This window comes from Pseudogemmobacter sp. TB195 (assembly GCF_058313095.1).
In genome coordinates, this window is sequence record NZ_JBZEGG010000011.1 from 74,654 (window position 1) to 98,768 (window position 24,115).

Below are 24,115 nucleotides of genomic sequence, written 5' to 3' on the forward strand. Positions count from 1 at the left end.
ACATCAAGCCGGGCTGCGGATGGGCTGGCAAGAAAAATTATTAATCGGATGATAGAAAGAGTTTATCGCGAGACGCGAAAGCGGCTGCCGGTTTTCTGCGCAGGCCGCCGCGCCTGTCTTTCGACCCTTCCTTGCGCGGCGGGGCGGGGTTAGACTGGGGCCATGTCACGCGCCCCCAAATTTATCCATCTTCGCACCCATACCGAACATTCGCTGCTGGAAGGCGCGATCCCGGTCAAGAAGCTTGTGAAACTGGCGGCAGGCGCCGGGATGCCGGCCATCGCGGTCACCGATTCCAACAATATGTTCTGCGCACTGGAGTTTTCCAGCCATTGCAAGGATGCCGGGGTCCAGCCCATCGTCGGCTGTCAGGTGGCGCTGGAATATGATCCGGCGGGCCAGGGCGAAAAGCCGCGCCTGCCGGCCTCGCTTGTGCTCTTGGCGCAGACCGAGGCGGGGTATGAGAATCTGATGAAGCTGAACTCCTGCCTCTATCTGGGCAAGGCGGGGCAGCTGGTGCAGGTGACCGTGGATCAGCTGGCGGCCCACAGCGCCGGGCTGATCTGTCTGAGCGGCGGGCCGGACGGGCCTTTGGGGCGGCTGTTGCAGGGCGGGCAGATGCCGAAGGCGCGGGCGCTGGTGGAAAAGCTGGCGGCGATCTACCCCGACCGGCTTTACATCGAACTGCAGCGCCATCCGGGCGAGGGCGGGCGGCTGCCACAGGCCGAAGCCCTGTCCGAGCGCGGCCATATCGAGCTGGCCTATGAGCTGAACCTGCCGCTGGTTGCGACAAATGACGTCTATTTCCCGAAAACCGACATGTATGAGGCGCATGACGCGCTGATCTGCATCGCGGAAGGCGCCTATGTCGACCAGCTGGAGCCGCGCCGCCGGCTGACGCCGCAGCATTATCTGAAATCCGAATCCGAGATGTGCGCGCTGTTTGCCGATCTGCCGGAGGCGCTGGAAAGCACCGTCGAGATCGCGCGCCGCTGTGCCTTCATGGCCTATAAGCGCAAACCTATCCTGCCGGTTTTCGCAGAAGATGAGGTCGAGGAACTGCGGCGCCAGGCCTGGGACGGCCTGGAGAAACGGCTCGCCGTGATCCCGCTCGCCGCCCCGCGCGAGGAATATGAAGAACGGCTGAAATTCGAACTCTCGATCATCGAGCGTATGGGCTTTCCCGGCTATTTCCTGATCGTGTCCGATTTCATCAAATGGGCCAAGGACCATGATATTCCGGTCGGGCCGGGGCGGGGCTCGGGGGCGGGCTCGCTTGTCGCCTATGTCCTTCTGATCACCGACCTGGACCCCTTGCGCTATGCGCTGCTGTTCGAGCGGTTTTTGAATCCCGAACGGGTCTCGATGCCCGATTTCGACATCGACTTCTGCATGGATCGCCGCGAGGAGGTGATCCGCTATGTGCAGGACAAATACGGCCATGACAAAGTGGCGCAGATCATCACCTTTGGCGCGTTGCTGTCGAAAATGGCGGTGCGCGATGTCGGGCGTGTGCTGCAGATGTCCTACGGCCAGGTGGACCGGCTGGCGAAGATGATCCCGGTCGAAGGGGTCAAGCCGGTCTCGATCACCAAGGCGCTGGCGGATGAGCCGCGTCTGCGCGAGGCGGCGAAAGAAGAGGTTGTCGCGCGGCTTTTGAAATATGCCGAACAGGTCGAGGGGCTTTACCGCTCTGCCGGCACCCACGCTGCCGGTGTGGTGATCGGCGACCGGCCGCTGGATGAGCTGGTGCCGCTTTATCAGGATCCGCGCTCCGATACCCCCGCCACCCAGTTCAATATGAAATGGGTCGAGGCGGCGGGGCTGGTGAAGTTCGACTTCCTCGGGCTGAAGACGCTGACGGTGATCAAGGATGCGATCCGCCAGGTGCTTGAGGCCGGGCGGCCTTTGCATATCGGCCCGGATGGCACGCAGCTTTACGAGCCGCCAAAGGGTGCGGAAAACGACATCGGGCATATCCCGCTTGATGACAAACCGACCTATGACCTCTATTCCGCCGCGCGCACGGTTGCGGTCTTCCAGGTGGAAAGCTCCGGCATGATGGATGCGCTCCGGCGCATGAAGCCGACCTGTATCGAGGATATCGTTGCACTGGTGGCTCTGTATCGACCCGGCCCGATGGAAAACATCCCGACCTATTGCGAGGTGAAGAACGGCACCCGCGCGCTGGAATCGATCCACCCGACCATCGACCATATCCTGAAAGAGACACAAGGAATCATCGTCTACCAGGAACAGGTGATGCAGATCGCCCAGGTCATGGCGGGCTATTCGCTTGGCGGCGCCGACCTGTTGCGCCGCGCGATGGGGAAAAAGATCGCCGAGGAAATGGCGAAAGAGCGGCCCAAATTCATCGAGGGCTGCACCGCGACCCACCAGATCGACACAAAAAAGTCCGGCGAGGTCTTTGACCTGCTGGAGAAATTCGCGAATTACGGGTTCAACAAATCCCACGCGGCCGCCTATGCGGTCGTGAGCTACCAGACCGGCTGGATGAAGGCGAACCACCCGGTCGAATTCATGTCCGGCGTGATGAATTGCGATATCCATCTGACCGACAAGCTCGCAGTCTACAAACGCGAGCTGGACCGGATGGAGGTCAGGGTCGTGCCGCCTTGCGTCAACCGCTCGCTCGCGGTGTTTTCGGTCAAAGATCAGCAACTGGTCTACGGCCTTGGAGCGCTGAAGAATGTCGGTGTCGAGGCGATGCGGTCTATCGTCGATGCGCGTGGCGACAGGCCCTTTGCCACGATCTTCGATTTCGCGCGCCGGGTGGATCTGAAAAAGATCGGCAAGCGCCCGATGGAGATGCTGGCCCGCGCTGGCGCCTTTGATCAGCTTGACCCCAACCGCGCCCGGATGTTCGAGGCGCTGGACGGGCTGGTCGCCTGGTCGGCGGCGGTGCATGAGGCGGCGGCATCCGCCCAGGTCTCGCTGTTTGGGTCTTCGGGCTCGGATATCCCGGAGCCGCGCATCCCCTTCCGCGATGACTGGCTGCCGGTGGAACGGCTGGGCCATGAACATCAGGCGGTGGGCTTCTACCTCTCGGGCCATCCGCTGGATGATTACATGCCGGCGCTGAAACGCCAGAAGGTGAAAACCCTGACCGAGATCACCCGCGAGGCGCTGGCCAAAGGCCCGATGATTGCGAGGATCGCGGGCTCGGTTTCGGCCCGCCAGGAGCGCAAATCGGCCAAGGGCAACCGCTTCGCCTTTGTCTCGCTCTCGGATCCAACCGGGCTTTACGAGGTCACCTGTTTTTCGGATGTGCTGGAGGCCTGCCGCGAATTTCTGGAACCCGGCTGCAATGTGGTGCTGACAGTCAAGGTCGACCCGGAAGGCGAGGGCGTAAAGCTTCTGGCCAATGGCGTGGAACCCATCGACCGCGTGGCGGCGAAAGCCGAGGCGGCTGACATCCGCATCCATATCGACCGGCCAGAGGCGGTGAATTCCATCGCGCTCCTGCTGGGGAAATCCGAAGGCAGAATGCGCGGCCGCATCACGCTTTGTGTGCCGGATGAAGAAGGGCGCGAGATCGACCTCTTGCTGCCCGACCCTTACCCGGTCAGCCCGCAGATACGGGGCGCGATCAAGGCGATGCAGGGCGTGGTGATGGTCGAAGAGGTCTGATGCCCGCACGCCCGGAACCACTCGGTCCGGATCATGCGATGTTGCCCCAGCCGAAAGCGGTGATTGTGGCCCGGTCGGCCCTGGGCCGATCCGGCCAAAAAACCGGAGGCGGACGCTGGCCGATGGTTGTCTTCGCCGGTTGCACCACCGGACTGCGTCGCCACCCTCAATGCGGACCGTTTTTACAGTCGCGTGCAGATTTGCCGCTGCTGTCACAGTCGGTTCGATGATTCCCAAAATCAGGTCATCACGCAAAATGGCGGCAACGAGGCGCTGGCCCGGTTTGCCCGCCAGTCTCCACCAGAACCCGCGCGCGCGCAGAAAGGCAGATGCGTGACTGCCGCTGACGCGCAAAACCTTTTACCCATCCGGACCCGTGGCTGAAAACGCCGGGGGGCTCTTTTCCAGGAACGCAAGGCACTGGGTGAACCTGTCCTTGCGGTCAATCGACAGCTTCCGCAGGGTCTTTGTAACAGACCCGATGACCCGATGACCCGAGGCTGGCGGGCGAAGCTGATCAGTCAGCCTTGCCGACCGGATCGGAAAGCGCCGGCCGGGCCCAGACAAGGGGGAGGCGCGCGCGATTGTTGAAATGGCTGCCGTGGACGTCGGACGGCTGTTTGCCGGTTTGCACCAGACCCAGCCGCAGCCCTTGCCGGTCATCGCGTGGGCGCGGCAGGTCTGTAAATGCCGGGACGGGCGCGGCGGTCAGCAAGGCAAAGCACCGGACAAAAGGGCGCAAGACTGTCGGAAGCCCGGGATTGACCTTACGCGGGTGTTACTGCTGCAAAATGGCAGAATTCCGGTGCCGCAGGGCAGTCGGCCCGTAGAAGCATGGGAGCGCCGGTCCGGCGGAAAAGGCAGGAGCTGACCCGAAAGCGGCCACCGATCTTTCGGCGGCCATTCCAGCCAGCCGTGCCGCGAGGTCACACTGGCCCGACGGGGGCAGGCCCATTTCGGTGTTCAGCGAGGCGGTGGAATTTGGCTGATCAACCACTCCTGAGACGTGCATCTCCCCGACAAAACGCTGCTGCGGCAGCACTTTCGATGGCAGTCCTTTTGGCAGTTTCGCGGCTGCGGATCACCGGCCTCGCGCGGACAGGGCCGGGAATCGCATCAGCAGTTTCTGCGCCCATCAGGTGTCACCAATGCGGCGGCGGCTGGTTCGCGGCCGGGGCCTCGCCCGCCATTTGTTCGCGTTCGGCCTCGCGCTCCATCAGCATATGCACCCGGCGGTTCAGCTGGGTGATCTCGCGATCCTGGCGCGCCACCACATCCGACAGGTCATCCACCGCCCGGATCAGATGCGCGATCCGCTCCTCCACCGCCTCTGTCGTGGCCATACTATCCCCCGCTTGTCGCCTCTTGCCCCATCCGCTAGAGGATGCAGCAACTGTCGCCGGGCCGCAATCGCCCGCAAAGGCTCCTCTATCCGAAGGCAAGACCCATGTCCGAAGGCAAGATCCGCCGCCCCCGGGCCGAGACCCCCAAGGGATTTCGTGATTATTTCGGGGCCGAGGTCACCGAACGCAAGGCAATGCTCGACGCCATTGCCGGGGTCTATCATCGCTACGGGTTCGAGGCGCTGGAGACATCGGCGGTGGAAACCGTCGAGGCGCTTGGCAAATTCCTGCCCGATGTTGACCGCCCGAATGAGGGGGTCTTCGCCTGGCAGGATGAGGATGAGGCATGGATGGCCTTGCGCTACGACCTGACCGCGCCTCTCGCGCGGGTTGCGGCGCAATATCGCAATGATCTGCCCTCGCCCTATCGCCGCTATGCGATGGGGCCGGTCTGGCGGAATGAAAAGCCGGGTCCGGGCCGGTTCCGCCAGTTCTACCAATGCGACGCCGATACGGTCGGCACGGGATCGGTGGCGGCGGATGCCGAGATCTGCGCCATGCTCTCGGATGCGCTGGAAGTGGTCGGCATCCCGCGCGGCGATTATGTGGTCAAGGTGAACAACCGCAAAGTGCTGAACGGGGTGATGGAGGTCGCGGGCGTTCTCGACCCGTCCGACGCCACCCGGTTCGAGGCCGAGCGCGGCATTGTGCTCCGGGCCATCGACAAGATCGACCGGCTGGGCGATGCGGGCGTGCGCGCGCTTTTGGGCGAGGGCCGCAAGGACGAGAGCGGCGATTTCACCAAAGGCGCGGGGCTGTCGTCTGAACAGGCCGAAGTGGTGATGGGTTTCGTTTCCGCCAAACGCGACAGTGGCGCGGAGACGGTTGCGCGGCTGCGCGAGTTGGTCGGTGCCTCAGCGCTTGGCGCCGAGGGCGTCAACGAGCTGGAAACCATCGCGGCGCTGCTCGATGCCCAGGGCTATGGGCCTGACCGGATCGTGCTCGACCCGGGCGTGGTGCGCGGCCTGGGCTATTACACCGGCCCGGTGTTCGAGGCCGAGCTGACCTTCGAAATCCTCGACGAAAAGGGCCGCAAGCGCCAGTTCGGCTCGGTCGCCGGCGGCGGGCGTTATGATGATCTGGTGAAACGCTTCACCGGCCAGGCGGTGCCTGCGACCGGCGTGTCAATTGGCGTCGACCGGCTCCTAGCGGCGCTGCATGCGAAAGGCCGCGTGGCGGCGGATACCACTGGCCCGGTCGTCGTGACCGTGATGGACCGTGACCGCATGGCCGATTACATGTCGATGGTCGCGGATCTCAGGAATGCCGGCATCCGTGCCGAGGTCTATCTCGGCAATCCGAAGAATTTCGGAAACCAGCTGAAATATGCGGATAAACGGCAAAGCCCGGTGGCGGTGATCCAGGGCTCGGACGAGGCGGCGCGTGGCGTAGTGGTGCTCAAAGACCTGATCCTCGGCGCGAAAATCGCCGAGAATGCCACGCTTGAGGAATGGAAAGACCGTCCCGCCCAGGTCGAAGCCCCGCGCGGCGATCTCGTCGCGACTGTGCGCAAGATGCTGGGGCAATGATGCTTTCCGCCAGTGACAGGGCCGCCATCCGCGCAGTCGCCGACGAGCTTTACGGCCAGCTTCTCGCCGCCGGTGCCGTGGCGGTCGAGACCGAGATCCTGCAGCCTGCCGGCCCGCTTCTGGATCTTTACGGCGAGGATATCCGCGCCCGCGCCTATGTGACCGCCGATCCGACCCTTGGCGAGATGATGCTGCGCCCCGATTTCACCGTGCCGGTGGTCGAGGCCCATATGCGCGACGGCGCCGAGCCCGCGCGCTATGCCTATATGGGCGAGGTCTTCCGCCGCCAGGAAGACCCCGATGCCCGCGCCCGCGAATATCTCCAGGTGGGTTTCGAGATTTTTGATCGCGCCGCGCCCGAGGCCGATGCCGAGGTCTTCGCGCTGTTTTCCGACCTGATGGCGCCGCTGGCCCTGCGCCCGGCCACCGGCGATATCGGCATCCTGATGGCTGCCGTGCGCGGGCTTTCGACGTCAGACCGGCGCAAGGCTGCCCTCTTGCGCCATATCTGGCGCCCTAAGCGGTTTCGCGCGCTGCTCGACCGTTTTGCGGGGCGCGCGGCACCGTCTCCGGCCCGGGCCGCGCTGCTCGATCGTCTGAAATCCGATGCGCCCGAGGCACTGATTGAGGCCGCAGGCCCGCTTGTCGGTCTGCGCTCAGCCGAAGATATCGCCGGACGCGCAGCCGCGCTGATCGAAGATGCGGCGACGCCACCCATCGCTGCGACCGAGGCCGCGCTGCTTTATGATCTGCTGACGCTCCAGGCGCCCTCGCTGGCGGCGCTCGCCCATCTGCGCGGGATTGCGCCCATGCTGCCCGCGATCACCCCGGCGATTGAACGATTTGCGGCGCGGCTCGAAGCGCTGAAGGCGCGCGGCGTCAATGTCGAAACCCTGCCCTTCGAGGCAAGCCATGGCCGCACCACGCTGGAATATTATGACGGCTTCGTCTTCACCCTGGTGGCGGCCGATACCGGCCTGCCGGCGGTGGCGTCCGGCGGGCGCTATGACGCGCTGACGGCGCATCTGGGCCAGGGCGGCTCGATCCCCGCCGTGGGCGGCATCATCCGCCCCGAACTGGTGGCGCGGCTGAAAGGGGCAATCTGATGCTCAAGATCGGGGTGCCGTCCAAGGGCCGGCTGATGGAAAAGACCTTCGACTGGTTCGGCGCACGTGGGCTGGCGATGGCGAAGACCGGCAATGAGCGGGAATATTCCGGCCGGATCGACGGGATCGACGGGGTCGAGCTGGTGATGCTTTCCGCCGGCGAGATCCCCCGAGAGCTGGCGGCGGGCCGCATTCATCTGGGCGTGACCGGATCGGATCTGGTGCGCGACAAGCTGGCGGCGTGGCGCGCCCAGGTGACCGACTGGCAGCCACTTGGCTTTGGCCATGCCGATCTGGTGATCGCCGTGCCCCAGGCCTGGGTCGATGTCGATACGCTGGATGATCTCGATGCTGCCGCCAGCGCCTTCCGGGCGCAGCACGGGTTTCGGCTCAGGATCGCGACGAAATATCACCGCCTCGTGCGCGACTTCCTGACCGCCAATGGCGTCGCCGATTATGCGCTGGTGGACAGCCAGGGGGCGACCGAGGGTACGGTGAAAAACCTCACTGCCGAGGCGATTGCCGATATCACCTCGTCGGGCGAGACGCTGCGCGCCAACCACCTGAAAATCCTCCCGGAAGGGCTGATCCATCAAAGCCAGGCAACCCTGTTCCTGGCCCGCAACGCGGATTGGGCGCCTGATCAGACCGCGACCCTCGCGGCGCTTGCGGCGAGGCTGGGCCTTCCGATGCCGGGGCTCTGATCTTCATCCTGACCTAAATGCCCGGGACTGCGGGGGGGAGCCCCGCCTCCACCACCAGCCAGGGGTGCGAATAGCGGTATTCCTCGAGATTGCGGCTTTCACCGATCCGGTCCACGACCGCAAACAGCCCCGGCGCGCCGAGCGGAGTAAGCACCCCATGCCAGGTGCCACGATGCAGGTTCACGCCTTGCGCGCCGTTGGTCAGAAAAGCGCGGGGTGCTGTGCCCGGTCCGGTGGCGACGATCACCAGGAAGGGCTGGTCCGACATCGGGATGAAGACCTGCGAGCCCTCAGGATGGCGCTCGATCAGGTCGAACTCATAGGGCAGGGCGCGGGGCGCGGCCTTGAAAACCGAGATACCGGCGCGGCCGGGCGGAGAACTGTCTTCGCCGAAATCGAGACGGGCAAGGTCATGATGGCGCTGGCAGAGACCGCCATTGATCAGGCGGTGGGGGCCGGTTGCCGCAAGAACGTCGCCGAAGGGGGCGAAGGCCTCGGGTGTCAGGGGTTCTGGGTGGATCTCCATGGCGGCCTTTATGCTTGTGGTGAGCGCCGGGGGGCCTCGGCCCCCCGGACCCCCGAGGATATTTTCAGACAGATGAAAAGGGGCGGGTTTCAGCGCCCGGACGGGCTGCCGAAGGCGCCGGGGCCGCGCAGTTTCGCGTGGCGGTTGACGTCCTTGTAAAGCAGGTAACGGAACGGGCCCGGGCCGCCGGCATAGCAGGCCTGGGGACAATAGGCGCGCAGCCACATGAAATCGCCCGCCTCGACCTCGACCCAGTCCTGGTTAAGTTTGTAAACGGCCTTGCCTTCGAGCACGTAAAGACCGTGTTCCATGACATGGGTCTCTTCAAACGGGATCACGCCGCCGGGCTGGAAGGTGACGACGGTGATATGGCCGTCATGGCGCAGATCCTCGGGCGCGACAAAACGGGTGGTGGCCCAAGCGCCGTTTGTCTCGGGCATCGGGGTCGGTGCGATATCGCGCTCATTGATCACGATGGGGTCGGGGGGCGTCAGGCCCGGTGCGGGCTCCCACAGTTTGCGGATCCAGTGGAACCGCGCGGGGCCGCGGCCTTCGGCAAACAGCGTCCATGAGATGCCGGGCGGGATATAGGCATAGGCGCCTGCTTCCATCTCATAGCCCTCGCCGTTCAGCGTCAGGGTGGCGAGACCTCCGGTGAAGAAGAGCCAGCCCTCGGCGCCGGAATCGGGTTCGGGGGTCGCGGAGCCACCGCCGGGCGCGACCTCCATCACATACTGGCTGAAGGTTTCCGCAAAGCCCGACATCGGGCGGGCGATCAGCCAGAGCCTGGTTTTATCCCATCCCGGCAGGAAACTGGTGAGGATGTCGGAGAAACAGCCCTTCGGGATCACCGCATAGGCATCGGTGAACACGGCCCTTCCGGTCATCAGCCGGGTCTGGGGGGGCAGGCCGCCTTCGGGAGCGTAATAGCTGCGTGTGGTCATGGCAGGAGGCCTTTCAGACGAAGGGTGGCAATGCGTTCCACCTGGGTGCAGGCGGTCCTGAACTCGGTCTCGCTGTCATTGGCGAGCCGGGCCTCAAACGCTTTGAGGATCGAGGCTTTGGTATTGTCACGGACCGCGATGATGAACGGAAAGCCGTGACGCGCGGTATAGGCGGTGTTGAGGCGCTGAAAGGTTTCGCGCTCGGCATCGGTCAGGGCATCGAGCGCCGCCGAGGCCTGTTCGGAGGTGCTTTCCGCCGTCAGCCGTTTCGCGGCGGCCAGTTTGCCGGCGAGATCGGGATGGGCGCGCAGCACCTGAAGCCGTGCCTCGGGGGATGCACGGCGGAAGGCGCGGGCCAGTACAGAGGCCAGCCCCGCAGCACTGTCATGGGCGGGGCCAAGCTCCAGCTCCCAGGCCTGATCCGCGATCCAGGGCGAATGTTCGTAAATGCCGCCGAACCGGGCGACAAACGCCTCGCGCGACATCTGCGAGGGGCGGTCCTGCGCGACCGGCGGATGGATGCGCCGCCAGTGATCGGCAATATCGATGCGGCGGGGAAACCAGACGCCCTCATGACCCTGCGCGTAATCGAGAAATTTCTGCAGGCCGGCAAATTTTCCGGGCCGCCCGATCAGCCGGTTATGCAGGCCTATGGAAAACATCTTCGCATGACCCGCGACGCCTTCGGCATAAAGCACATCAAAGCTGTCCTTCAGATAGGTGAAGAACTGCTCGCCGGTGATATAGCCCGGCGCAGTGGCAAAGCGCATGTCATTTGCCTCGAGCGTATAGGGGATCACCAGCTGATCATGGTCGCCGGTCTTCAGCCACCAGGGCAGATCGTCGTCATAAGTGTCGGAAATCCAGGCGAGGCGCCGTGTCTCTGCCGTAAGCCGCACCGTGTTCATCGAGCAGCGTCCGGTATACCAGCCCGAAGGCGGCGCCCCGGTGACCTCTTCATGCAGGCGGAAAGCCTCGGCAATCGCTGCGGCCTCATCGGCCTCGGGCATATCGCGATGCTCGACCCATTTCAGCCCGTGGCTCGCGATTTCCCAGCCCGCCTCCTGCATCGCCGCGACCTGTTCGGGGTTGCGCGCCAGGGCAGTTGCGACCCCGTAGATCGTGACCGGGATCCCCCGCCGGGTGAAGAGGCGGTGGAGCCGCCAGAACCCCGCCCGCGCGCCGTAATCGTAAAGCGATTCCATATTCCAGTGGCGCAGGCCGGGCCAGGGCTGCGCGCCCGCGATATCCGAGAGGAACGCTTCGGACCCGGCATCTCCATGCAGGATGTTATTCTCGCCGCCCTCTTCATAATTCAGCACCAGCGAGATGGCGATCTTCGCGCCCCCGGGCCAGGCCGCATCGGGGGGATTGGGGCCATAGCCTCGGAAATCGCGGGGGTAGCGGGTCATGGATACGGGCTCCGGCACTGCTGTCACGCTGGAGAATAGCGCGTGGCGGGCGACAAGGCTTTTCTGTTTTGCGCGAAACTCCTTCCTGGTCTTGCGGGCCTTGTTGCAGGAGACTCGCCTGCGCGGCGCTGCCATGCTTTGCTGGCGGCACTGATCAGAAGGGGGGCGGCAGATGGGCGGCAGGCTGACGACACATGTGCTCGATACCGCGCGGGGCCAGCCGGCAGCGGGGCTTGCGATCAGCCTGTGGCGCATCGAAGGGAACGGGCGCGCGCTGCTTGCCCGGGTGGTGACCAATGCGGATGGCCGCTGCGATGCGCCGCTGCTGGCGGGGGAGGCGATGCAGGCCGGGGAATATGAGCTGGTCTTTGCCGCGGGCGATTATCTGCGCCAGAGCGGCCAGGCCCAGGGCGACGGGCTGTTCCTTGACCAGATCCCGATCCGCTTTGGGATTGGGCATTCGGACCAGCATTATCACGTGCCGCTGCTGCTGAGCCCCTTTGCCTATTCCACCTATCGGGGCAGCTGACTCCAGGGTCTTTTTTGCCTGGATTGCGATGCCTTCGGATGTTAATTTTGCAAGGCGCGACAAATTACGTAGAATTCCGCCGGTCGGGAAAGGCTGACTTGCAGTCTGCCCCCAACCTTGGCATGTCACTCGCGTAATTGCATTGTTCCGGAGAGATCACATGGCGTTTCTGAGGCATGGCTTTGCCGTTCCCGCAATGGTCGTTCTGATGAGCGGAAGCGCCCATGCGGCGCTGACCGCTGATCAGGTCTGGCAGTCCTGGAAGGACGGCGCCGGCCTGATCGGGCTGACCATCAATGTCGCGACCGAAGCAAATTCGGGCGGCACTCTGACCCTCAACGGACTGAGCATCGCGCCGGAAGACGCGCCGGATCCGCTGACCGTCTCGGCGCTGACCCTGACCGAAAACAGCGACGGCACCGTCACCATCACCCCCGGCGACGCGATCGGTTTCCAGACCGGCACCGCCGAAGAGGGTGGCACGGCGAAACTGACCCATGACGGCCTGTCCATCATCGCCCGCGAAGGCGATAATGGTGGCATCATCTATGACTATTCGGCGAAAAAGCTCGATATTGCTTATGATTTCACCACCCCGGGCTTTGCTTACGGCGAAGATGAGACCCCGGAGCCGGGCAAGGATAATGGCAACTTCACCTTTGAAGGGCTGAAGGGCAGCTACAGCGATATCCCGGGCACCAACCGCGTGTTCTCGGTGGCGCTTGAGACGGCGAAGCTGATCTATGCGATCAATTCCGACCAGCCGTCATTCGACAGCAAAAGCATCTCGAGCAGCGAATCCGTCAATCTGGCGCTGGCCGCTGAATTCACCCTTCCGACCACGATCACCCTTGGCGAGATCCAGTCGCCGGCTGATTTCGGCACCGCGCTGCAACAGGGTCTCCAGCTCAAGCTGAACACCACCAACGGCGCCTCCACGGGCAAATCCAGCGAGAAGTCGATGTTCATGTCGTTTGACATGGATATGAAGGCCGGCCCGGCCACGGCGGATGTGCTGTTCAACAAGGATGTCTTCAGCCTTGCCTCGAAAGGCAATGACGGCATGGAGATCATCGTGACCTCTGATGACCTGCCGGCCCCGGCAAAGATCACCATCGCTGATGTCGAGATGAACCTGCTTTCGCCGGTCATGTCGGGGGAAACGGCTGCCGATTACGGCTTGAAGCTGATCCTTGGTCAGCTGACGCTGAATGACGAAAGCTGGGGCCTCTTTGACCCGAATGCCGCGCTGAAGCGTGACCCCATCGATCTGGCGCTTGACCTCAGCGGCAAGGCGAAAGTCGACTGGATCGCGATGGCGGTTGCTGATGAGACCGGCGGTGAGCCGGTGGTCCCGCAGCCGGAATCGCTGAACATCACCCAGGCCGCGCTGAAACTGGCCGGTGCCGCTCTTAACGCAACCGGCGCGCTGACCTTCGACAACAGCATCGGCTTCCCGGCTCCGCTGGGCGAAGTGAATGTGAACCTCACCGGGGCAGAGCAGCTGATCAACGGCCTGATCTCCATCGGTGTCCTCGCGGAACAGGATGCAATGGGCGCGCGGATGATGATGGGCATGTTCATGGTCCCGGGTTCGGAGCCCGACAGCCTGACCTCGAAAATCGAGTTCAAAGAAGGCTTCAGCATCTTCGCAAACGGCCAGCAGCTGCAATAAGCCGAGGCCACAGCCTGACAAACCGGAACGCGGCCCTTCGGGGCCGCGTTCTGCATTTGGGGGGATGTGGTTGCGGGAACGCGGTTTACAAAAGGGCGGCTGCGGGGCCATCGGTCTCGCGCCGGATCGCGTCGCGGATATGCGTCACGATGTAATCGGCAAAGAGCTGCAGCTTGGGGTCTTTCAGCCGCCGGTGCTGCATCAGGATCGCGAGCTGGGTGTCGAGCGGCGGCGTGGCCACCGCCACCGGCACCAGCCGGCCCTCGCGCAGATGGGCCGCCACCTCAAACAGCGGTTTGAGCACAATGCCCCGCCCGTCCAGTGCCCAGCCGGTCAGCACATCACCGTCATCACTTTCAAACGGGCCGCTGACGGCGAATTGCTGCGGCCCGTCAGGGGTTTCCAGCGTCCAGCGATATTCGCGCACGCCCGGATAGCGCAGGATCAGGCAGTCATGCCCGTCCCTGAGCAGCGCCGCGCCATCCGCCGGCATTCCGCGCCGCGCGATATAGTCCGGCGCGGCACAAAGCACCCGCGGCGCCCCTGAGATCAGCCGCATTTTCAGCGACGAATCTTCGGGCATGCCAAGATGGAAGGCGAGGTCGATCCCCTCGGCCAGGATATCCACGGGCCGGTCCGAAAGCCGCAGCCGCAGCTCGATTTGCGGCCAGAGATCCTTGAAGGCGGGCACATGTGGCGCGATCAGCCGCCGCCCGACGCCCAGCGGTGCCGAGATGACAATGGTGCCGCGCGGATTCTGCGTCGCGGTCATCAGGGCCGCTTCGGCCTCTGCAATCGCCTCAAGCACCCTGAGCGCGCCGTCGTAAAACAGCCGCCCGTTCGAGGTCGGTTGCAGCGAGCGCGTCGTGCGGTTGAAGAGCCGGGTGCCGAGATGCTTTTCCAGCTCGGAGATTCTGGACGAGGCGACGGCGGGCGAACAGCGTTGATCCCGCGCTGCCGCTGACATCGAGCCAAGGTCATAGACCCTGACGAACATCCTCAGATTGTTGACATAGCTCATCCTGAAATCCGGATTGGCGCAGAAGCGGAGAACGTTTGATTGTTCGGCCCTGTTTGAAAGTGCCGAGAGATTATCCCGGTTAACAGGAAAGCCGGCTTCGGTATAGCCTGGCATTCAGGCAGAAGAGGCGGCACCCATGTATGATTTCACGGTACTCTGGGACTGGATGCAACTGGCGGCGCGCTGGCTGCATGTGATCACGGCCATCGCCTGGATCGGATCAAGCTTTTATTTCGTGGCACTGGATCTGGGGCTGAGGAAATCCCCCGACCTGCCGCCGGGGGCCTATGGCGAGGAATGGCAGGTTCATGGTGGTGGCTTTTACCATATCCAGAAATACCTCGTCGCGCCCGAACGCCTGCCCGAACACCTGATCTGGTTCAAATGGGAAAGCTACGCCACATGGCTTTCGGGCTTTCTGATGCTGGTGCTGGTCTATTACATGGGCGCCGAGCTTTTCCTGATCGACCCCCGGGTGATGGAACTCAGGGTCTGGCAGGCGGTGGCGATCTCGGTCGGATCGCTCGCCTTCGGATGGCTGGCCTATGACACGATCTGCCGGGTCTTTGTGAAATCCAATCAAAGCCTTGTCATGCTGGCATTGTTTGGCGTTCTGGTGGCGATGTCGTATTTTTATGCATCGGTCTTTTCTGGCCGGGCGGCGCTTTTGCATCTGGGCGCCTTCACCGCGACGATCATGTCCGCCAATGTTTTCCTGGTGATCATCCCCAATCAGAAGATCGTGGTGGCGGATCTGAAGGCGGGCCGCACGCCCGATCCGAAATATGGCCGCATCGCCAAGCAGCGCAGCACGCATAACAATTACCTGACGCTGCCGGTTTTGTTCCTGATGCTGTCAAACCACTACCCGCTGGCCTTCGCGACCGAGTATAACTGGATCATCGCGAGCCTTGTTTTCCTGATGGGCGTCACCATTCGCCACTGGTTCAACACCCGCCATGCCGGGCGCGGCAATCCGCACTGGACCTGGGGCGTGACGGTGGTTCTGTTCCTGATCATCGCCTGGCTCTCGACTGCGCCCTTGCGGCTGCAACCCGAAGAAGCCGCGCTGAAAGGCGAGGCGCTGCGCTATGCGAGCGCGCCCGGCTTCGGGGATGTGGTTTCGATCGTGCAGGGGCGCTGCTCGATGTGTCACGCGGCGGAACCCGCCTGGGAGGGGATGCTCTGGCCCCCGAAAGCGGTGGTGCTGGAAAGCGAGGCGCAAATCGCGCATGAGGCGCGGCGGATCTACCTCCAGGCGGGCGTCACCCATGCGATGCCGCCGGGCAATCTGAGCTATATGGAGGAGACCGAGCGCCGCCGGATCATCGACTGGTACCGGGCCGCAGCCAGGCTGCCCGATCCGGTCTGACCCTTTGGCGCAGAATCCGGAACGGCCGCTTCCAGGGCAACGGCCCGGGTGGGGCAGGACACAGATTTCAGATCCCGGCCTCACCTCACATGCCGTATTGTGGTCACGGCACGGCCCTCACGTAAGTGCCGCGCCTCAATTGCCCAGCCTGGCGTGAACCTCGTCGAGATCGACCTCGCCCTTTGGCATCTTGTTGCCGGGATTGTCGAAATCGTAGCGGAAGAGCTGGAAGTCGCGTTTGTAGATCTCCCACATCAGATGCATCGAGAGATCGTCGAAGTAATCCTCGACGGGGTGCAGGCGTTTGGGCCCGTGACCCTCTGATTCGTTGAAGCGCGGGATGGCTTTCAGATCAACTGGATGCGCGACCTCGATCCTGTCGAGCACCGATTGCATGCCTTCGTTGAATTTCTCGGTAAAGAAGATGCGGTCATAGCGGCCGCCATTCACGATAAAGGTCGAGACATGGCCAGCCATGGCCGACCAGTGAATATCCGGCTCCATCGGTTTTTTCCAGCGGATGGTGTCGCGCGCGAACAGCAGAAAGCGGCGGAAGCTCCTGATCTGGTCGAACTCCTGCTTGCCGTCCTCGCCGCCGACCTCGATCCCGTATTTCTGGATCAGAAGCGGCACCAGATTGCCCCGGTAGCGGCGGCCATTCCTTTGAATGCCGCAGATCTTGTCGAAAAACGAAGACAGGATCCGGGTATAGGGGTTCCTGACACAGGTGAAGGCATAGCTCTTATGCGCCTTCACATTGGCCTCGATCTTCGGCTGGCTCGCCTCCATCGCCCATTTGTGCATATCGGCGGTGGCATCATGGATATCGCCGTCAAAGAAGCGGCCATGATCGGAATAGAACATGATCTGACCAATGGTCGAACAGGCGCATTTCGGCACCACGCGGTAAACCACGCTTTCACTTTCGGTCATCCAGGTGCCGGGAAAGCCCATTCACATCATCCTTTTTCCGAACTGCGGCGCGATGCCCTGTTCCGGGCCAAACACACATACACCCCTGCAGGCATGCGTGCCAGGCGCCGGGGTGTACCACAAGAGCGTCGCCTGGAAAAAGCAAAGAAATCCGACCTTTTCAAGGAAGTATGAAGCCCTTTATCAGATAGTCTGGTAAGAGCGTAGCGTCGGCCCGCAAAGCCGGCGGCACAGTAAGACGAGACCCATGGCGACGATTGCCTATATCCTGTTATGTCACAAGGATCCTGCCGGGATCATCGCCCAGGCAGAGCGGCTGACCGCGGCCGGGGATTGCATCGCCATCCATTTCGACGCGAGCTCGTCGCAGGCCGATTTCGATCAGATGCGCATGGCGCTTGCCGGCAATCCGCTGGTGGTTTTCGCGAAACGGCGCATCCGATGTGGCTGGGGCGAATGGAGCCTCGTAGAGGCCACGCTGCTTGCCCTGCGCGCGGCGGTTGCGGCCTTCCCCAGAGCCACGCATTTCTACATGCTTTCGGGCGATTGCATGCCGGTCAAGACGGCGGAATATGCCCATGACGTCCTCGGCCGCGAGGATGTGGATTATATCGAGAGCTTCGACTTCTTCCGCTCGGACTGGATCAAGACCGGCATCAGGGAAGAGCGGCTGATCTATCGCCACTGGTTCAATGAACGCAGCAGCAAGACCTGGTTCTACCGGTCCCTGGCGTGGCAAAAGCGGCTTGGGCTGGAACGTAAGATCCCCGATGACCTGGTGATGCAGATCGGCAGCCAGTGGTGGTGCCTGCGCCGCCGCACCGTCGAGGCCTTGCTGGATTTCATTCGCAGACGCCGGGATGTGATGCGGTTTTTCCGCACGACCTGGATCCCGGATGAGACCTTCTTCCAGACCCTCGTGCATCATATCGTGCCGGAAAACGAGATCCGCACCCGGACCCTGACCTTCCTCCTGTTCACCGATTACGGGATGCCGGTGGTCTTCTATAACGACCATTATGACCTGCTCTTAAGCCAGGATTATCTTTTCGCGCGCAAGGTCAGCCCGGAAGCCACCGATCTGAGGGCGCGGCTTGGCGATCTTTATGCGCAAAAGGGCAAAACCTTTCAGATCTCGGATGAGGGGCGCAGTCTGTTCCGCTTTCTGAGCGCGCGCGGCAGGGTGGGGCGGCGTTACGCTCAGCGGTTCTGGGAAACCGAGGCCAGCCTCGGGCGCGAACGCACGCTGATGATGGTCACCTGCAAGAAATGGCATGTGGCAAAACGGCTGGTCGAACGCGCGCGGAATGTCAGCAGCCTCCGGGCCGTGGATTACCTTTTCAACGAAGACAGCACGCCCTTGCCTGATCTGGGGGGCATCCAGTCGACGCTGGAGAAACGCACGCGGCACCGGCGTGCGCTCGTGCGGATGCTGTACGATTATTGGCAGACCGACCGGCTGGTCTTCTGTATCGACCCGGCCTCGGTCGAACTGATGCAGGATTTCTACAATGACAAGGCGCGGGTGAAACTTCTTGAGATCGACTGCGATTTTACCGATGACTATCTGATCGGGCATGCGAAACGGGTGGGGCTGGCCGGTCCCGGCTCTCCGCGCGAGACGCTGGAGCGCCTGCTGCCGACCATCCGCTATGATGTGAAATTCGAGAGCGACCGTATCCGCGAGAATGACTTCCCCGAATTTCACCGCATCCGCCAGCGCGGCACGGCGGCAGAGAATGCCCGGGTCTTGCAGGATTTCTTCGGCATCCCGCTGAGCGAGGCGGAAGAGATCGCCGGCACATCCTATCTCTTTGTGGACTGAAGATCCGCAATTTTCCCAAACCGGAGCCTGCCCATGAGCTGGAATTACGATCCGCAGAATATCTTCGCCCGCATCCTGCGCGGTGAGATCCCGAACAAGACAGTGGCGGAAAGCGCGCATACGCTGGTGTTTCACGACATCGCGCCGCATGCGCCGGTGCATGTTCTGGCGATCCCGAAAGGCGCCTATGTCAATTTCGACCATTTCGCCGCTGAGGCGCCAGAGGACGAGATCATCGACTTCCACCGCACGGTGGCGAAAGTGATTGCCGATCTGGGACTTTCCGGGCCGGAAGGCTACCGCGCCATCACCAATGCCGGCAGTTCAGGGATGCAGGAAGTGCCGCATTACCACCTGCATATCCTCGGCGGCCGCGTCCTCGGCCGGCTTGTCGAAAAAGCGTAAGCGCCGCAGCCGCGCGACCGGAATTTTAAGAAAAATTCCGGGCCGGTTTCTGTGCAGAAACCGGCCTCGTGCCGGGCGCGGCGTCAGGATAGGGTGATCTGTCGCCCGGCCTCTGCGAGGACGCCATGCTGATCGGTCCAGGTCATTTTCAGCACAGCGCTTTCGCGCGCTTTGAAGGTGAACTCGATATAGGGATTTTGCGAGATTGCCGTTTCCGGCAGCCAGTCCAGCACCAGGGTCTCCCCCAGCCTGGCCTCGAACCGCGTCAGTGTGTCGCGAGGGATCGGGGCGCCTGCCGCATCAAGGCGCAGACCGCTTTCCATGATATGCACGACCTGGGCGCGCACCCGGACGATCTCGTCTTTTGCGGGCGTCTCATTGCTCAGCCAGATCCGGGGGGGATTTGCCATCCTTACATCCTCCTTAAAGGCCGCAGCCGCCGGCGGCGACGGTGATCTGGCCGCGGGTGTCGAACACCCGGCCATCATTCATCCGCGCCAGCGCGCGCACATGCATCGTCTCGATCAGCCGCAGCCTGACCGCCACATCTGCCGCACCACTGGCCTGAGAAAAGCGGAACCGGCAGGCCAGCGGCATCGGGTTCCGCTCGGCCAGCACGATCAGTTCCTCACACCAGATGTCATCGGTGATTGTTTCCGTCACATGCACCCGGACCGGCACCGCCGAAGGGTTGTCGCCAAGAGCCGGCAGGTCAAGCGCGAGGCCCTCGCTCACCGCTTCTGCCGTGCCGATGAATTCCGCCGCAATGCGGTCGGATTCTGCGGTATCGGCGCGTGCGGCTGCGGTCGAGCTTTGTGCTGCCGCTGCGGTTCCCAGAAACGGAGAGACGCCAAGCGCCGCCCCCATTGCTGTCCCCATGATCATCACCTGACGGCGGTTCATTTCAGCGCAGGAAGTCATTGAACATCCCATCAATCCAGACAAAATCCTCGGCCATGAGATCTGGTGTCCGCACATCGATGTCGATCTGCGTCTGATGTACCAGACCGTCCTGGCCGACCGCATAGGTGAACTCGACCGAGATCGCCTCCTGCGGGTCGCCATTCACCAGCATATAGCACAGATTATCGGGCAGTTCCGCCACCACATCCTCGCCCCTGACCCGCTGGCCGATATTCCCGGCCACGATCCGCCCGATATAGTTCGCGACATGGCCCGATTTCGGGTAATGGCCGAAATGCGGGGAAATCGCGCCCATGGAATCCCCGATGATATAGACGCTGTCATCGCCCCGCGCGGTGAAGAAACGTGGATCCATATCGGCCCAGCCGGTCGGCCTGCCGTCTTCGCCCTTGCCGATCAGGTCGGCATACCAGACCATGTCTGATGCCTGATGCGGCGGCATGAAGACCGCATCGTCAAAGTCGAAATCCCCGGCCTCGGTCATGATCCGCTTGTTATAGGGATCGACCTCTTTCACCTTCGCATTCGGCACATGGGTGATGATATCGGGGTAAAGCTCCTCAAACGCCGCTTTATAGCCGGCGCCGATCGGGGCGATCTGCGGTTTCGGATCGAGAATGAGGATCTTCGCCGGGATGTTGTTTACCTTGAAATGCCAGGCCATCACGCAGGCGCGCTCATAGGGCGAGGGCGGGCAGCGATGCGGTGGCGGCGGCAGCGTCATCACGATGGTGCCGCCCTTGAAATTGTGGATCTTGTTTTTCAGCGCGAGATGCTCGGCATTCGGGATATAGGCCGATCCGAAATTCTGGCGGGTATATTCGGCGGCCTGTCGGTCCTCGCCGAACCAGGCCTCGTAGGCGTTGCGGATGCCCCCGGCGAGGATCAGGAAATCGTAATCGACCTTGCCTTTTGAGGTATGGACGGTCTTTGCCGCCCGGTCGATATTCGTCACCTCGCAGTGCACGAGGGCATAGCCCCATTTCTGCGCCGGGCGCAGCAGGTCCCGGGTCAGAAAAGCAGTGTCGACCACGTCGATCAGCCATTTGTTCGACATCGGGCAGGACCAGAAGATCGGGTTCCTCTCCAGCACGATGATTTCGGCCCCGGGGAGCTCTTCGCGCAGATGGCGCGCAGCGGAAAGCCCGCCCCAGCCGCCGCCACAAATGACGATCCTCGGGCTCTTGCCCGAGCGCGACATCAGGAGCGTCTCGGATGTCAGACCTTCGGGCGCGGCCAGGGCGACCCCGCCGATCCCGGTCAGAAGCGCCAGCGACGGCGCGGCGGTGAGCAGCTTGCGGCGGGTGAAATGCGGGCTTTTCATCATTGGCTGGAACTCCTCCCGAGAGTTGTCTGGCGCATCACAGCCAGACCAGCCACAATCCCCGCGAGAATACCGGCGCTTGCGACCAGACTGGCCAGCGAAAGTGTCGAGACACCGCTCAAAGCTTGCCCGATAGAACAACCCATTGCAAGAACGCCGCCAAAGCCCATCAAAATTCCTCCAAGGGCGGCAATCAGGGAATGGCTTCCCGAGGTAAAGCTTTCCAGGGCGAAGCTGCGGGTGATAAGCGCGATGAGGAAGGCGCCCGCAAGAGTGCCTCCGACCACGGCGAGGCCGAAGGCGACCGCGCGGCCCGAGGACAACATCAGCCATAAAAGCCCTTCGCCCACGGGCGCGACAAAGCTGATGGAAGACAGGATTTTCGGGTCGAACGGGTCATCGGTGGTGAAACTGATCCACCAGCCCGCGACCACGCAAAGCCCGATCACAAGGGCGGAAAACGCCTCGACCGGCCGTTTCAAAACCGGGCGCGCGAACCAGATCATGATCAGCACCGGCAGGCCCGCCGCCAGCACGAGCGCGATCATCGGCGAGAGGCCAAACCCGCGCAGGAGTCCGGTCAGGCTCAGCGCTTCAGGGCTGATCTGACCCAGTTGCAGCGCCTGGCGCCAGGGGGCCAATACACCGGTCAGGCTGGCCTGGGCCGCCAGCCCAAGGCATAACAGAACCAGAAGCGACCGCAGATTGCCCCCTGCCAGCAATACCAGCGAGCGCGCACCACAGGCATTGGCCAGCACCATGCCCAGCCCGAAAATCGCGCCGCCGATGAAGAGCCCGCCTGCGGCAAACGACCCCCGCAACGGCAGCGCGCGCGACAGATCGGTCAGCCCGAGGAAATTCAGCGCCTGGGTACCGGCAATCGCCATCGCCAGTGCCAGCGCGAAGGCGCGAAGGGGCGAGAGATCCCCCCCGCCCATCAGCCCTTTCATTCCCCGCAGGAGGCAGAACTTCCCCGCCCTGGCCGCGGCCCCGAACACAAAGCCAAGACCAAGACCGAGAGTTACCGCATCCATTGAGCCGTCCTTAACCTGTTTATGCCCTCATACCGTACCCCAGGTATCGGCGCTGATCGAGGCATACCAGCCCGCGCCATAAACCGCTTCGGCCTGGCGGAAGCTGGCATCCGCCTCCAGCGGGCTGACCCCGCCGGACCCTTCGCGCTCGGCGATCTTCTCGCCATCGAAGTAATAGACCCCGGCGACCGAGATCCCCCATTCCGGGCCCACGAGGCTGTAACAGGTGTTCACAAAGCTCGCCGGTGCCGGCTCGGCGCCCGCGAGATCGGCGATGATCGCGGCGGCCGCGACCTTGCCCTGGGCATTGGCACAGAAGCCCGATTTCGGCATGGGGGCGGCAATGGTCGCATCGCCCACCACATAGATCCCCGGCACCTGCGCGGATTCGAACGTGTTGCCCTTCACCGGCACCCAGCCGGTGTCATTGGTGACCCCGGCACGGTCCGCGATCCAGCCCGCTTTCTGCGGCGGTACTACATTCAGTACATCGGCCTTATGCGTCACACCAAATGCGGTCTCCACCGTCAGCGCAGCGGCATCGACCTTTGCAACCTTGCCGTCATTATCGGCGCTGATCCATTCGATCATATCGCCGTAAAGCGCCTCCCATCCCTGTTTGAACAATCCCTGTTTCGAGAAGGTCTCTTTGCTGTCGAGAAGCAGGATCTTCGATTTCGGCTTGTTGGTTTTCAGGTAATGCGCCACCAGCGAGGCACGCTCATAGGGCCCCGGCGGGCAGCGGAAGGCGCCATCGGTGATCGACATCACGAATGTGCCGCCATCCTCCATCGCCTCGAGCTGCGATTTCAGCAGCTGCGTCTGTGGCCCGGCCTTCCAGGCATGCGGCGCGCGGTCTGACGCGGCTTCGTCATAGCCCTCCAGCGCGCCCCATTTGATGTCGATGCCCGGCGACAGGACAAGCCGGTCATAATCCAGCACCGTGCCATCCGAGAGCGTCACTTTCTTCGCCGCGCCGTCGATCTGTTCGGCACTGGCGTGGATGACATCGATCCCCTCGGCGGTAAGGGCGGCGTAGCTGTGGGTGATGCTGTCCCAGGTCCGCAGCCCGCCGAGATAGAGGTTCGAGAACGGGCAGGTGACAAATGTTTCCGAGGGCTCGACCAGGGTGATTTTCAGATCGGGGCTGTAGCGGCGCAGGTAGCGGGCCGCTGTGGCACCGCCAAAGCCGCCGCCCACGACGACGACATGAGCCGAGGCGTTCTGCGCCCGGATCAGGCCAGGAAGCGCGAAGGTGGCGGCGCCGGCGCCAATTCCTGCGCCAAGGCCTGCGATGAGGGTTCTGCGGGTCGTTTTCATCCTTCCACCTCCGCGAAAAACTTCGCCAGGGCGGCGATCTGACCGTCATCATAGCCTTTCATATGACGGGTCATGACGGTGGTGCCTGCGGGCGGGCTGTCGCGAAACGCGGTCAGTTTCGCCGTCAGATCGGCTTCCGTGAGACCGGCGATCGAGGGGATGGCGCCCGGCGACTGGCCGGCGGGGCCGTGGCAGCTGGCACAGGGGCCGGCGAGGATCTGGGCCTCGGATACCGTGCCCTGCGCAAGCGCAATTCCGGGGGCGGCGACTGTGGCAAAGGTCAGGGCGGCAAACAGCCCTCTCAGGTTGGGGGGCTGGGGGGGCGGAAGCATGGTCGGATCCTCTTTCCTGGCCATCTGGCTTGGGTATGGGCTGATGCGGGTCTCACGCCGCGCGACACGCCATTCTTGCGGCCATGTCCCTGTCGCGCAAGAAAATATCCCAGGCGCTTCGCAGGGTGCGGGCAGGTGAAATCTGC

The 24,115-nt window shown here is 63.0% G+C and carries 22 protein-coding genes; 9 read left to right on the forward strand and 13 right to left on the reverse strand.

All coding sequences use genetic code 11. The features are described from left to right. Positions 1-162: 162 nt before the first annotated feature. Positions 163-3,651, forward strand: coding sequence for a DNA polymerase III subunit alpha (dnaE, locus tag AC4FS3_RS12795; protein WP_491020891.1), 3,489 nt, complete (start codon positions 163-165; stop codon positions 3,649-3,651). 517 nt (positions 3,652-4,168) lie between these two features. Here the strand turns inward: dnaE and AC4FS3_RS12800 are convergent. Together AC4FS3_RS12800 and AC4FS3_RS12805 are read right to left on the reverse strand one after the other, a co-directional pair. Next, on the reverse strand, positions 4,169-4,366 hold the full coding sequence (locus AC4FS3_RS12800) for a hypothetical protein (protein ID WP_491020892.1): 198 nt from the start codon (positions 4,364-4,366) through the stop codon (positions 4,169-4,171). 427 nt (positions 4,367-4,793) lie between these two features. Further along, positions 4,794-4,994 (reverse strand): SlyX family protein, encoded by a 201-nt coding sequence (locus AC4FS3_RS12805; RefSeq protein WP_283178608.1) that lies wholly within the window; start codon positions 4,992-4,994, stop codon positions 4,794-4,796. A 104-nt stretch (positions 4,995-5,098) separates the two neighbouring features. Here AC4FS3_RS12805 and hisS point away from each other — a divergent pair, with 104 nt between their 5' ends. The 3 genes from hisS to hisG are packed head-to-tail and all read left to right on the forward strand — an operon-like array spanning position 5,099 to position 8,393. Beyond that, positions 5,099-6,583: a histidine--tRNA ligase gene (hisS, locus tag AC4FS3_RS12810; RefSeq protein ID WP_283178607.1), complete on the forward strand. Its 1,485-nt coding sequence runs from the start codon at positions 5,099-5,101 to the stop codon at positions 6,581-6,583. Next, positions 6,583-7,689 carry an ATP phosphoribosyltransferase regulatory subunit gene (locus AC4FS3_RS12815; protein WP_491020975.1) on the forward strand — a complete coding sequence of 369 codons (1,107 nt, stop codon included), beginning with the start codon at positions 6,583-6,585 and terminating at the stop codon, positions 7,687-7,689. The genes hisS and AC4FS3_RS12815 overlap by 1 nt, the downstream gene beginning before the upstream one ends. After that, positions 7,686-8,393: an ATP phosphoribosyltransferase gene (gene hisG / locus AC4FS3_RS12820; RefSeq protein ID WP_491020976.1), complete on the forward strand. Its 708-nt coding sequence runs from the start codon at positions 7,686-7,688 to the stop codon at positions 8,391-8,393. The genes AC4FS3_RS12815 and hisG overlap by 4 nt, the downstream gene beginning before the upstream one ends. A 13-nt stretch (positions 8,394-8,406) precedes the next feature. On the opposite strand, the gene AC4FS3_RS12825 is transcribed toward hisG, so the two are convergent. The 3 genes from AC4FS3_RS12825 to puuE all read right to left on the reverse strand — a co-directional run bounded on the left by AC4FS3_RS12825 (position 8,407) and on the right by puuE (position 11,275). Beyond that, positions 8,407-8,919, reverse strand: coding sequence for an ureidoglycolate lyase (locus tag AC4FS3_RS12825; protein WP_491020893.1), 513 nt, complete (start codon positions 8,917-8,919; stop codon positions 8,407-8,409). Positions 8,920-9,008: 89 nt separating this feature from the next. Then, positions 9,009-9,863 carry a bifunctional allantoicase/(S)-ureidoglycine aminohydrolase gene (locus AC4FS3_RS12830; protein WP_491020894.1) on the reverse strand — a complete coding sequence of 285 codons (855 nt, stop codon included), beginning with the start codon at positions 9,861-9,863 and terminating at the stop codon, positions 9,009-9,011. Continuing rightward, positions 9,860-11,275 (reverse strand): allantoinase PuuE, encoded by a 1,416-nt coding sequence (gene puuE, locus AC4FS3_RS12835; protein ID WP_491020895.1) that lies wholly within the window; start codon positions 11,273-11,275, stop codon positions 9,860-9,862. The genes AC4FS3_RS12830 and puuE overlap by 4 nt, the downstream gene beginning before the upstream one ends. Before the next feature lie 172 nt (positions 11,276-11,447). Between puuE and uraH the strand changes: the two genes are divergently transcribed. Beyond that, positions 11,448-11,804, forward strand: coding sequence for a hydroxyisourate hydrolase (gene uraH, locus AC4FS3_RS12840; protein ID WP_491020896.1), 357 nt, complete (start codon positions 11,448-11,450; stop codon positions 11,802-11,804). Positions 11,805-11,964: 160 nt separating this feature from the next. Further along, a complete protein-coding gene (locus tag AC4FS3_RS12845; RefSeq protein WP_491020897.1) occupies positions 11,965-13,479 on the forward strand; it encodes a DUF2125 domain-containing protein in 1,515 nt (504 codons plus the stop codon). An 85-nt stretch (positions 13,480-13,564) separates the two neighbouring features. Here the strand turns inward: AC4FS3_RS12845 and AC4FS3_RS12850 are convergent, their stop codons facing one another. Further along, complete coding sequence (locus tag AC4FS3_RS12850) at positions 13,565-14,500, reverse strand: LysR family transcriptional regulator (RefSeq protein ID WP_283178603.1); 936 nt, start codon at positions 14,498-14,500, stop codon at positions 13,565-13,567. A 136-nt stretch (positions 14,501-14,636) separates the two neighbouring features. Between AC4FS3_RS12850 and AC4FS3_RS12855 the strand changes: the two genes are divergently transcribed. Continuing rightward, on the forward strand, positions 14,637-15,872 hold the full coding sequence (locus AC4FS3_RS12855; protein ID WP_491020898.1) for a urate hydroxylase PuuD: 1,236 nt from the start codon (positions 14,637-14,639) through the stop codon (positions 15,870-15,872). 135 nt (positions 15,873-16,007) lie between these two features. Here the strand turns inward: AC4FS3_RS12855 and AC4FS3_RS12860 are convergent, their stop codons facing one another. Further along, complete coding sequence (locus AC4FS3_RS12860; RefSeq protein WP_491020899.1) at positions 16,008-16,826, reverse strand: sulfotransferase family protein; 819 nt, start codon at positions 16,824-16,826, stop codon at positions 16,008-16,010. Positions 16,827-17,052: 226 nt separating this feature from the next. On the opposite strand from AC4FS3_RS12860, the gene AC4FS3_RS12865 reads away from it, so the two are divergent. Next, positions 17,053-18,630 carry a DUF5928 domain-containing protein gene (locus AC4FS3_RS12865; protein ID WP_491020900.1) on the forward strand — a complete coding sequence of 526 codons (1,578 nt, stop codon included), beginning with the start codon at positions 17,053-17,055 and terminating at the stop codon, positions 18,628-18,630. 33 nt (positions 18,631-18,663) lie between these two features. After that, positions 18,664-19,035, forward strand: coding sequence for an HIT domain-containing protein (locus tag AC4FS3_RS12870; RefSeq protein WP_283178599.1), 372 nt, complete (start codon positions 18,664-18,666; stop codon positions 19,033-19,035). A gap of 83 nt (positions 19,036-19,118) precedes the next feature. Here the strand turns inward: AC4FS3_RS12870 and AC4FS3_RS12875 are convergent, their stop codons facing one another. From AC4FS3_RS12875 to AC4FS3_RS12900, 6 genes are read right to left on the reverse strand one after another with little or no spacing between them, the layout of a single operon-like run. Beyond that, positions 19,119-19,445, reverse strand: coding sequence for a thiosulfate oxidation carrier complex protein SoxZ (locus tag AC4FS3_RS12875; RefSeq protein ID WP_198836975.1), 327 nt, complete (start codon positions 19,443-19,445; stop codon positions 19,119-19,121). A 13-nt stretch (positions 19,446-19,458) separates the two neighbouring features. Then, a complete protein-coding gene (locus AC4FS3_RS12880) occupies positions 19,459-19,956 on the reverse strand; it encodes a thiosulfate oxidation carrier protein SoxY (RefSeq protein ID WP_491020901.1) in 498 nt (165 codons plus the stop codon). Further along, positions 19,940-21,286 carry an FAD-dependent oxidoreductase gene (locus AC4FS3_RS12885; protein WP_491020902.1) on the reverse strand — a complete coding sequence of 449 codons (1,347 nt, stop codon included), beginning with the start codon at positions 21,284-21,286 and terminating at the stop codon, positions 19,940-19,942. Before AC4FS3_RS12885 ends, AC4FS3_RS12880 begins: the two co-directional genes overlap by 17 nt. Next, entirely contained in the window at positions 21,283-22,317 is a 1,035-nt protein-coding gene (locus tag AC4FS3_RS12890; protein WP_491020903.1) for a YeeE/YedE family protein, read from the reverse strand. The genes AC4FS3_RS12885 and AC4FS3_RS12890 overlap by 4 nt, the downstream gene beginning before the upstream one ends. Positions 22,318-22,344: 27 nt before the next feature. Continuing rightward, positions 22,345-23,637 (reverse strand): FCSD flavin-binding domain-containing protein, encoded by a 1,293-nt coding sequence (locus tag AC4FS3_RS12895; RefSeq protein ID WP_491020904.1) that lies wholly within the window; start codon positions 23,635-23,637, stop codon positions 22,345-22,347. Then, positions 23,634-23,969, reverse strand: a complete 336-nt coding sequence (locus AC4FS3_RS12900) for a c-type cytochrome (RefSeq protein WP_491020905.1) — start codon at positions 23,967-23,969, stop codon at positions 23,634-23,636. Before AC4FS3_RS12900 ends, AC4FS3_RS12895 begins: the two co-directional genes overlap by 4 nt. Positions 23,970-24,115 lie beyond the last annotated feature (146 nt).

Excerpts from the sequence above, each read along its gene's own strand:
- AC4FS3_RS12850 (WP_283178603.1), bottom strand. The coding sequence starts at position 14,500 with ATGAGCTATGTCAACAATCTGAGGATGTTCGTCAGGGTCTATGACCTT.
- AC4FS3_RS12870 (WP_283178599.1), top strand. The coding sequence starts at position 18,664 with ATGAGCTGGAATTACGATCCGCAGAATATCTTCGCCCGCATCCTGCGC.
- AC4FS3_RS12845 (WP_491020897.1), top strand. The coding sequence starts at position 11,965 with ATGGCGTTTCTGAGGCATGGCTTTGCCGTTCCCGCAATGGTCGTTCTG.
- hisS (WP_283178607.1), top strand. The coding sequence starts at position 5,099 with ATGTCCGAAGGCAAGATCCGCCGCCCCCGGGCCGAGACCCCCAAGGGA.
- AC4FS3_RS12890 (WP_491020903.1), bottom strand. The coding sequence starts at position 22,317 with ATGGATGCGGTAACTCTCGGTCTTGGTCTTGGCTTTGTGTTCGGGGCC.
- AC4FS3_RS12865 (WP_491020900.1), top strand. The coding sequence starts at position 17,053 with ATGGCGACGATTGCCTATATCCTGTTATGTCACAAGGATCCTGCCGGG.
- AC4FS3_RS12885 (WP_491020902.1), bottom strand. The coding sequence starts at position 21,286 with ATGATGAAAAGCCCGCATTTCACCCGCCGCAAGCTGCTCACCGCCGCG.
- AC4FS3_RS12855 (WP_491020898.1), top strand. The coding sequence starts at position 14,637 with ATGTATGATTTCACGGTACTCTGGGACTGGATGCAACTGGCGGCGCGC.
- puuE (WP_491020895.1), bottom strand. The coding sequence starts at position 11,275 with ATGACCCGCTACCCCCGCGATTTCCGAGGCTATGGCCCCAATCCCCCC.
- AC4FS3_RS12860 (WP_491020899.1), bottom strand. The coding sequence starts at position 16,826 with ATGGGCTTTCCCGGCACCTGGATGACCGAAAGTGAAAGCGTGGTTTAC.
- AC4FS3_RS12825 (WP_491020893.1), bottom strand. The coding sequence starts at position 8,919 with ATGGAGATCCACCCAGAACCCCTGACACCCGAGGCCTTCGCCCCCTTC.
- uraH (WP_491020896.1), top strand. The coding sequence starts at position 11,448 with ATGGGCGGCAGGCTGACGACACATGTGCTCGATACCGCGCGGGGCCAG.
- dnaE (WP_491020891.1), top strand. The coding sequence starts at position 163 with ATGTCACGCGCCCCCAAATTTATCCATCTTCGCACCCATACCGAACAT.
- AC4FS3_RS12900 (WP_491020905.1), bottom strand. The coding sequence starts at position 23,969 with ATGCTTCCGCCCCCCCAGCCCCCCAACCTGAGAGGGCTGTTTGCCGCC.
- AC4FS3_RS12875 (WP_198836975.1), bottom strand. The coding sequence starts at position 19,445 with ATGGCAAATCCCCCCCGGATCTGGCTGAGCAATGAGACGCCCGCAAAA.
- AC4FS3_RS12880 (WP_491020901.1), bottom strand. The coding sequence starts at position 19,956 with ATGACTTCCTGCGCTGAAATGAACCGCCGTCAGGTGATGATCATGGGG.
- AC4FS3_RS12830 (WP_491020894.1), bottom strand. The coding sequence starts at position 9,863 with ATGACCACACGCAGCTATTACGCTCCCGAAGGCGGCCTGCCCCCCCAG.
- AC4FS3_RS12815 (WP_491020975.1), top strand. The coding sequence starts at position 6,583 with ATGCTTTCCGCCAGTGACAGGGCCGCCATCCGCGCAGTCGCCGACGAG.
- AC4FS3_RS12805 (WP_283178608.1), bottom strand. The coding sequence starts at position 4,994 with ATGGCCACGACAGAGGCGGTGGAGGAGCGGATCGCGCATCTGATCCGG.
- AC4FS3_RS12895 (WP_491020904.1), bottom strand. The coding sequence starts at position 23,637 with ATGAAAACGACCCGCAGAACCCTCATCGCAGGCCTTGGCGCAGGAATT.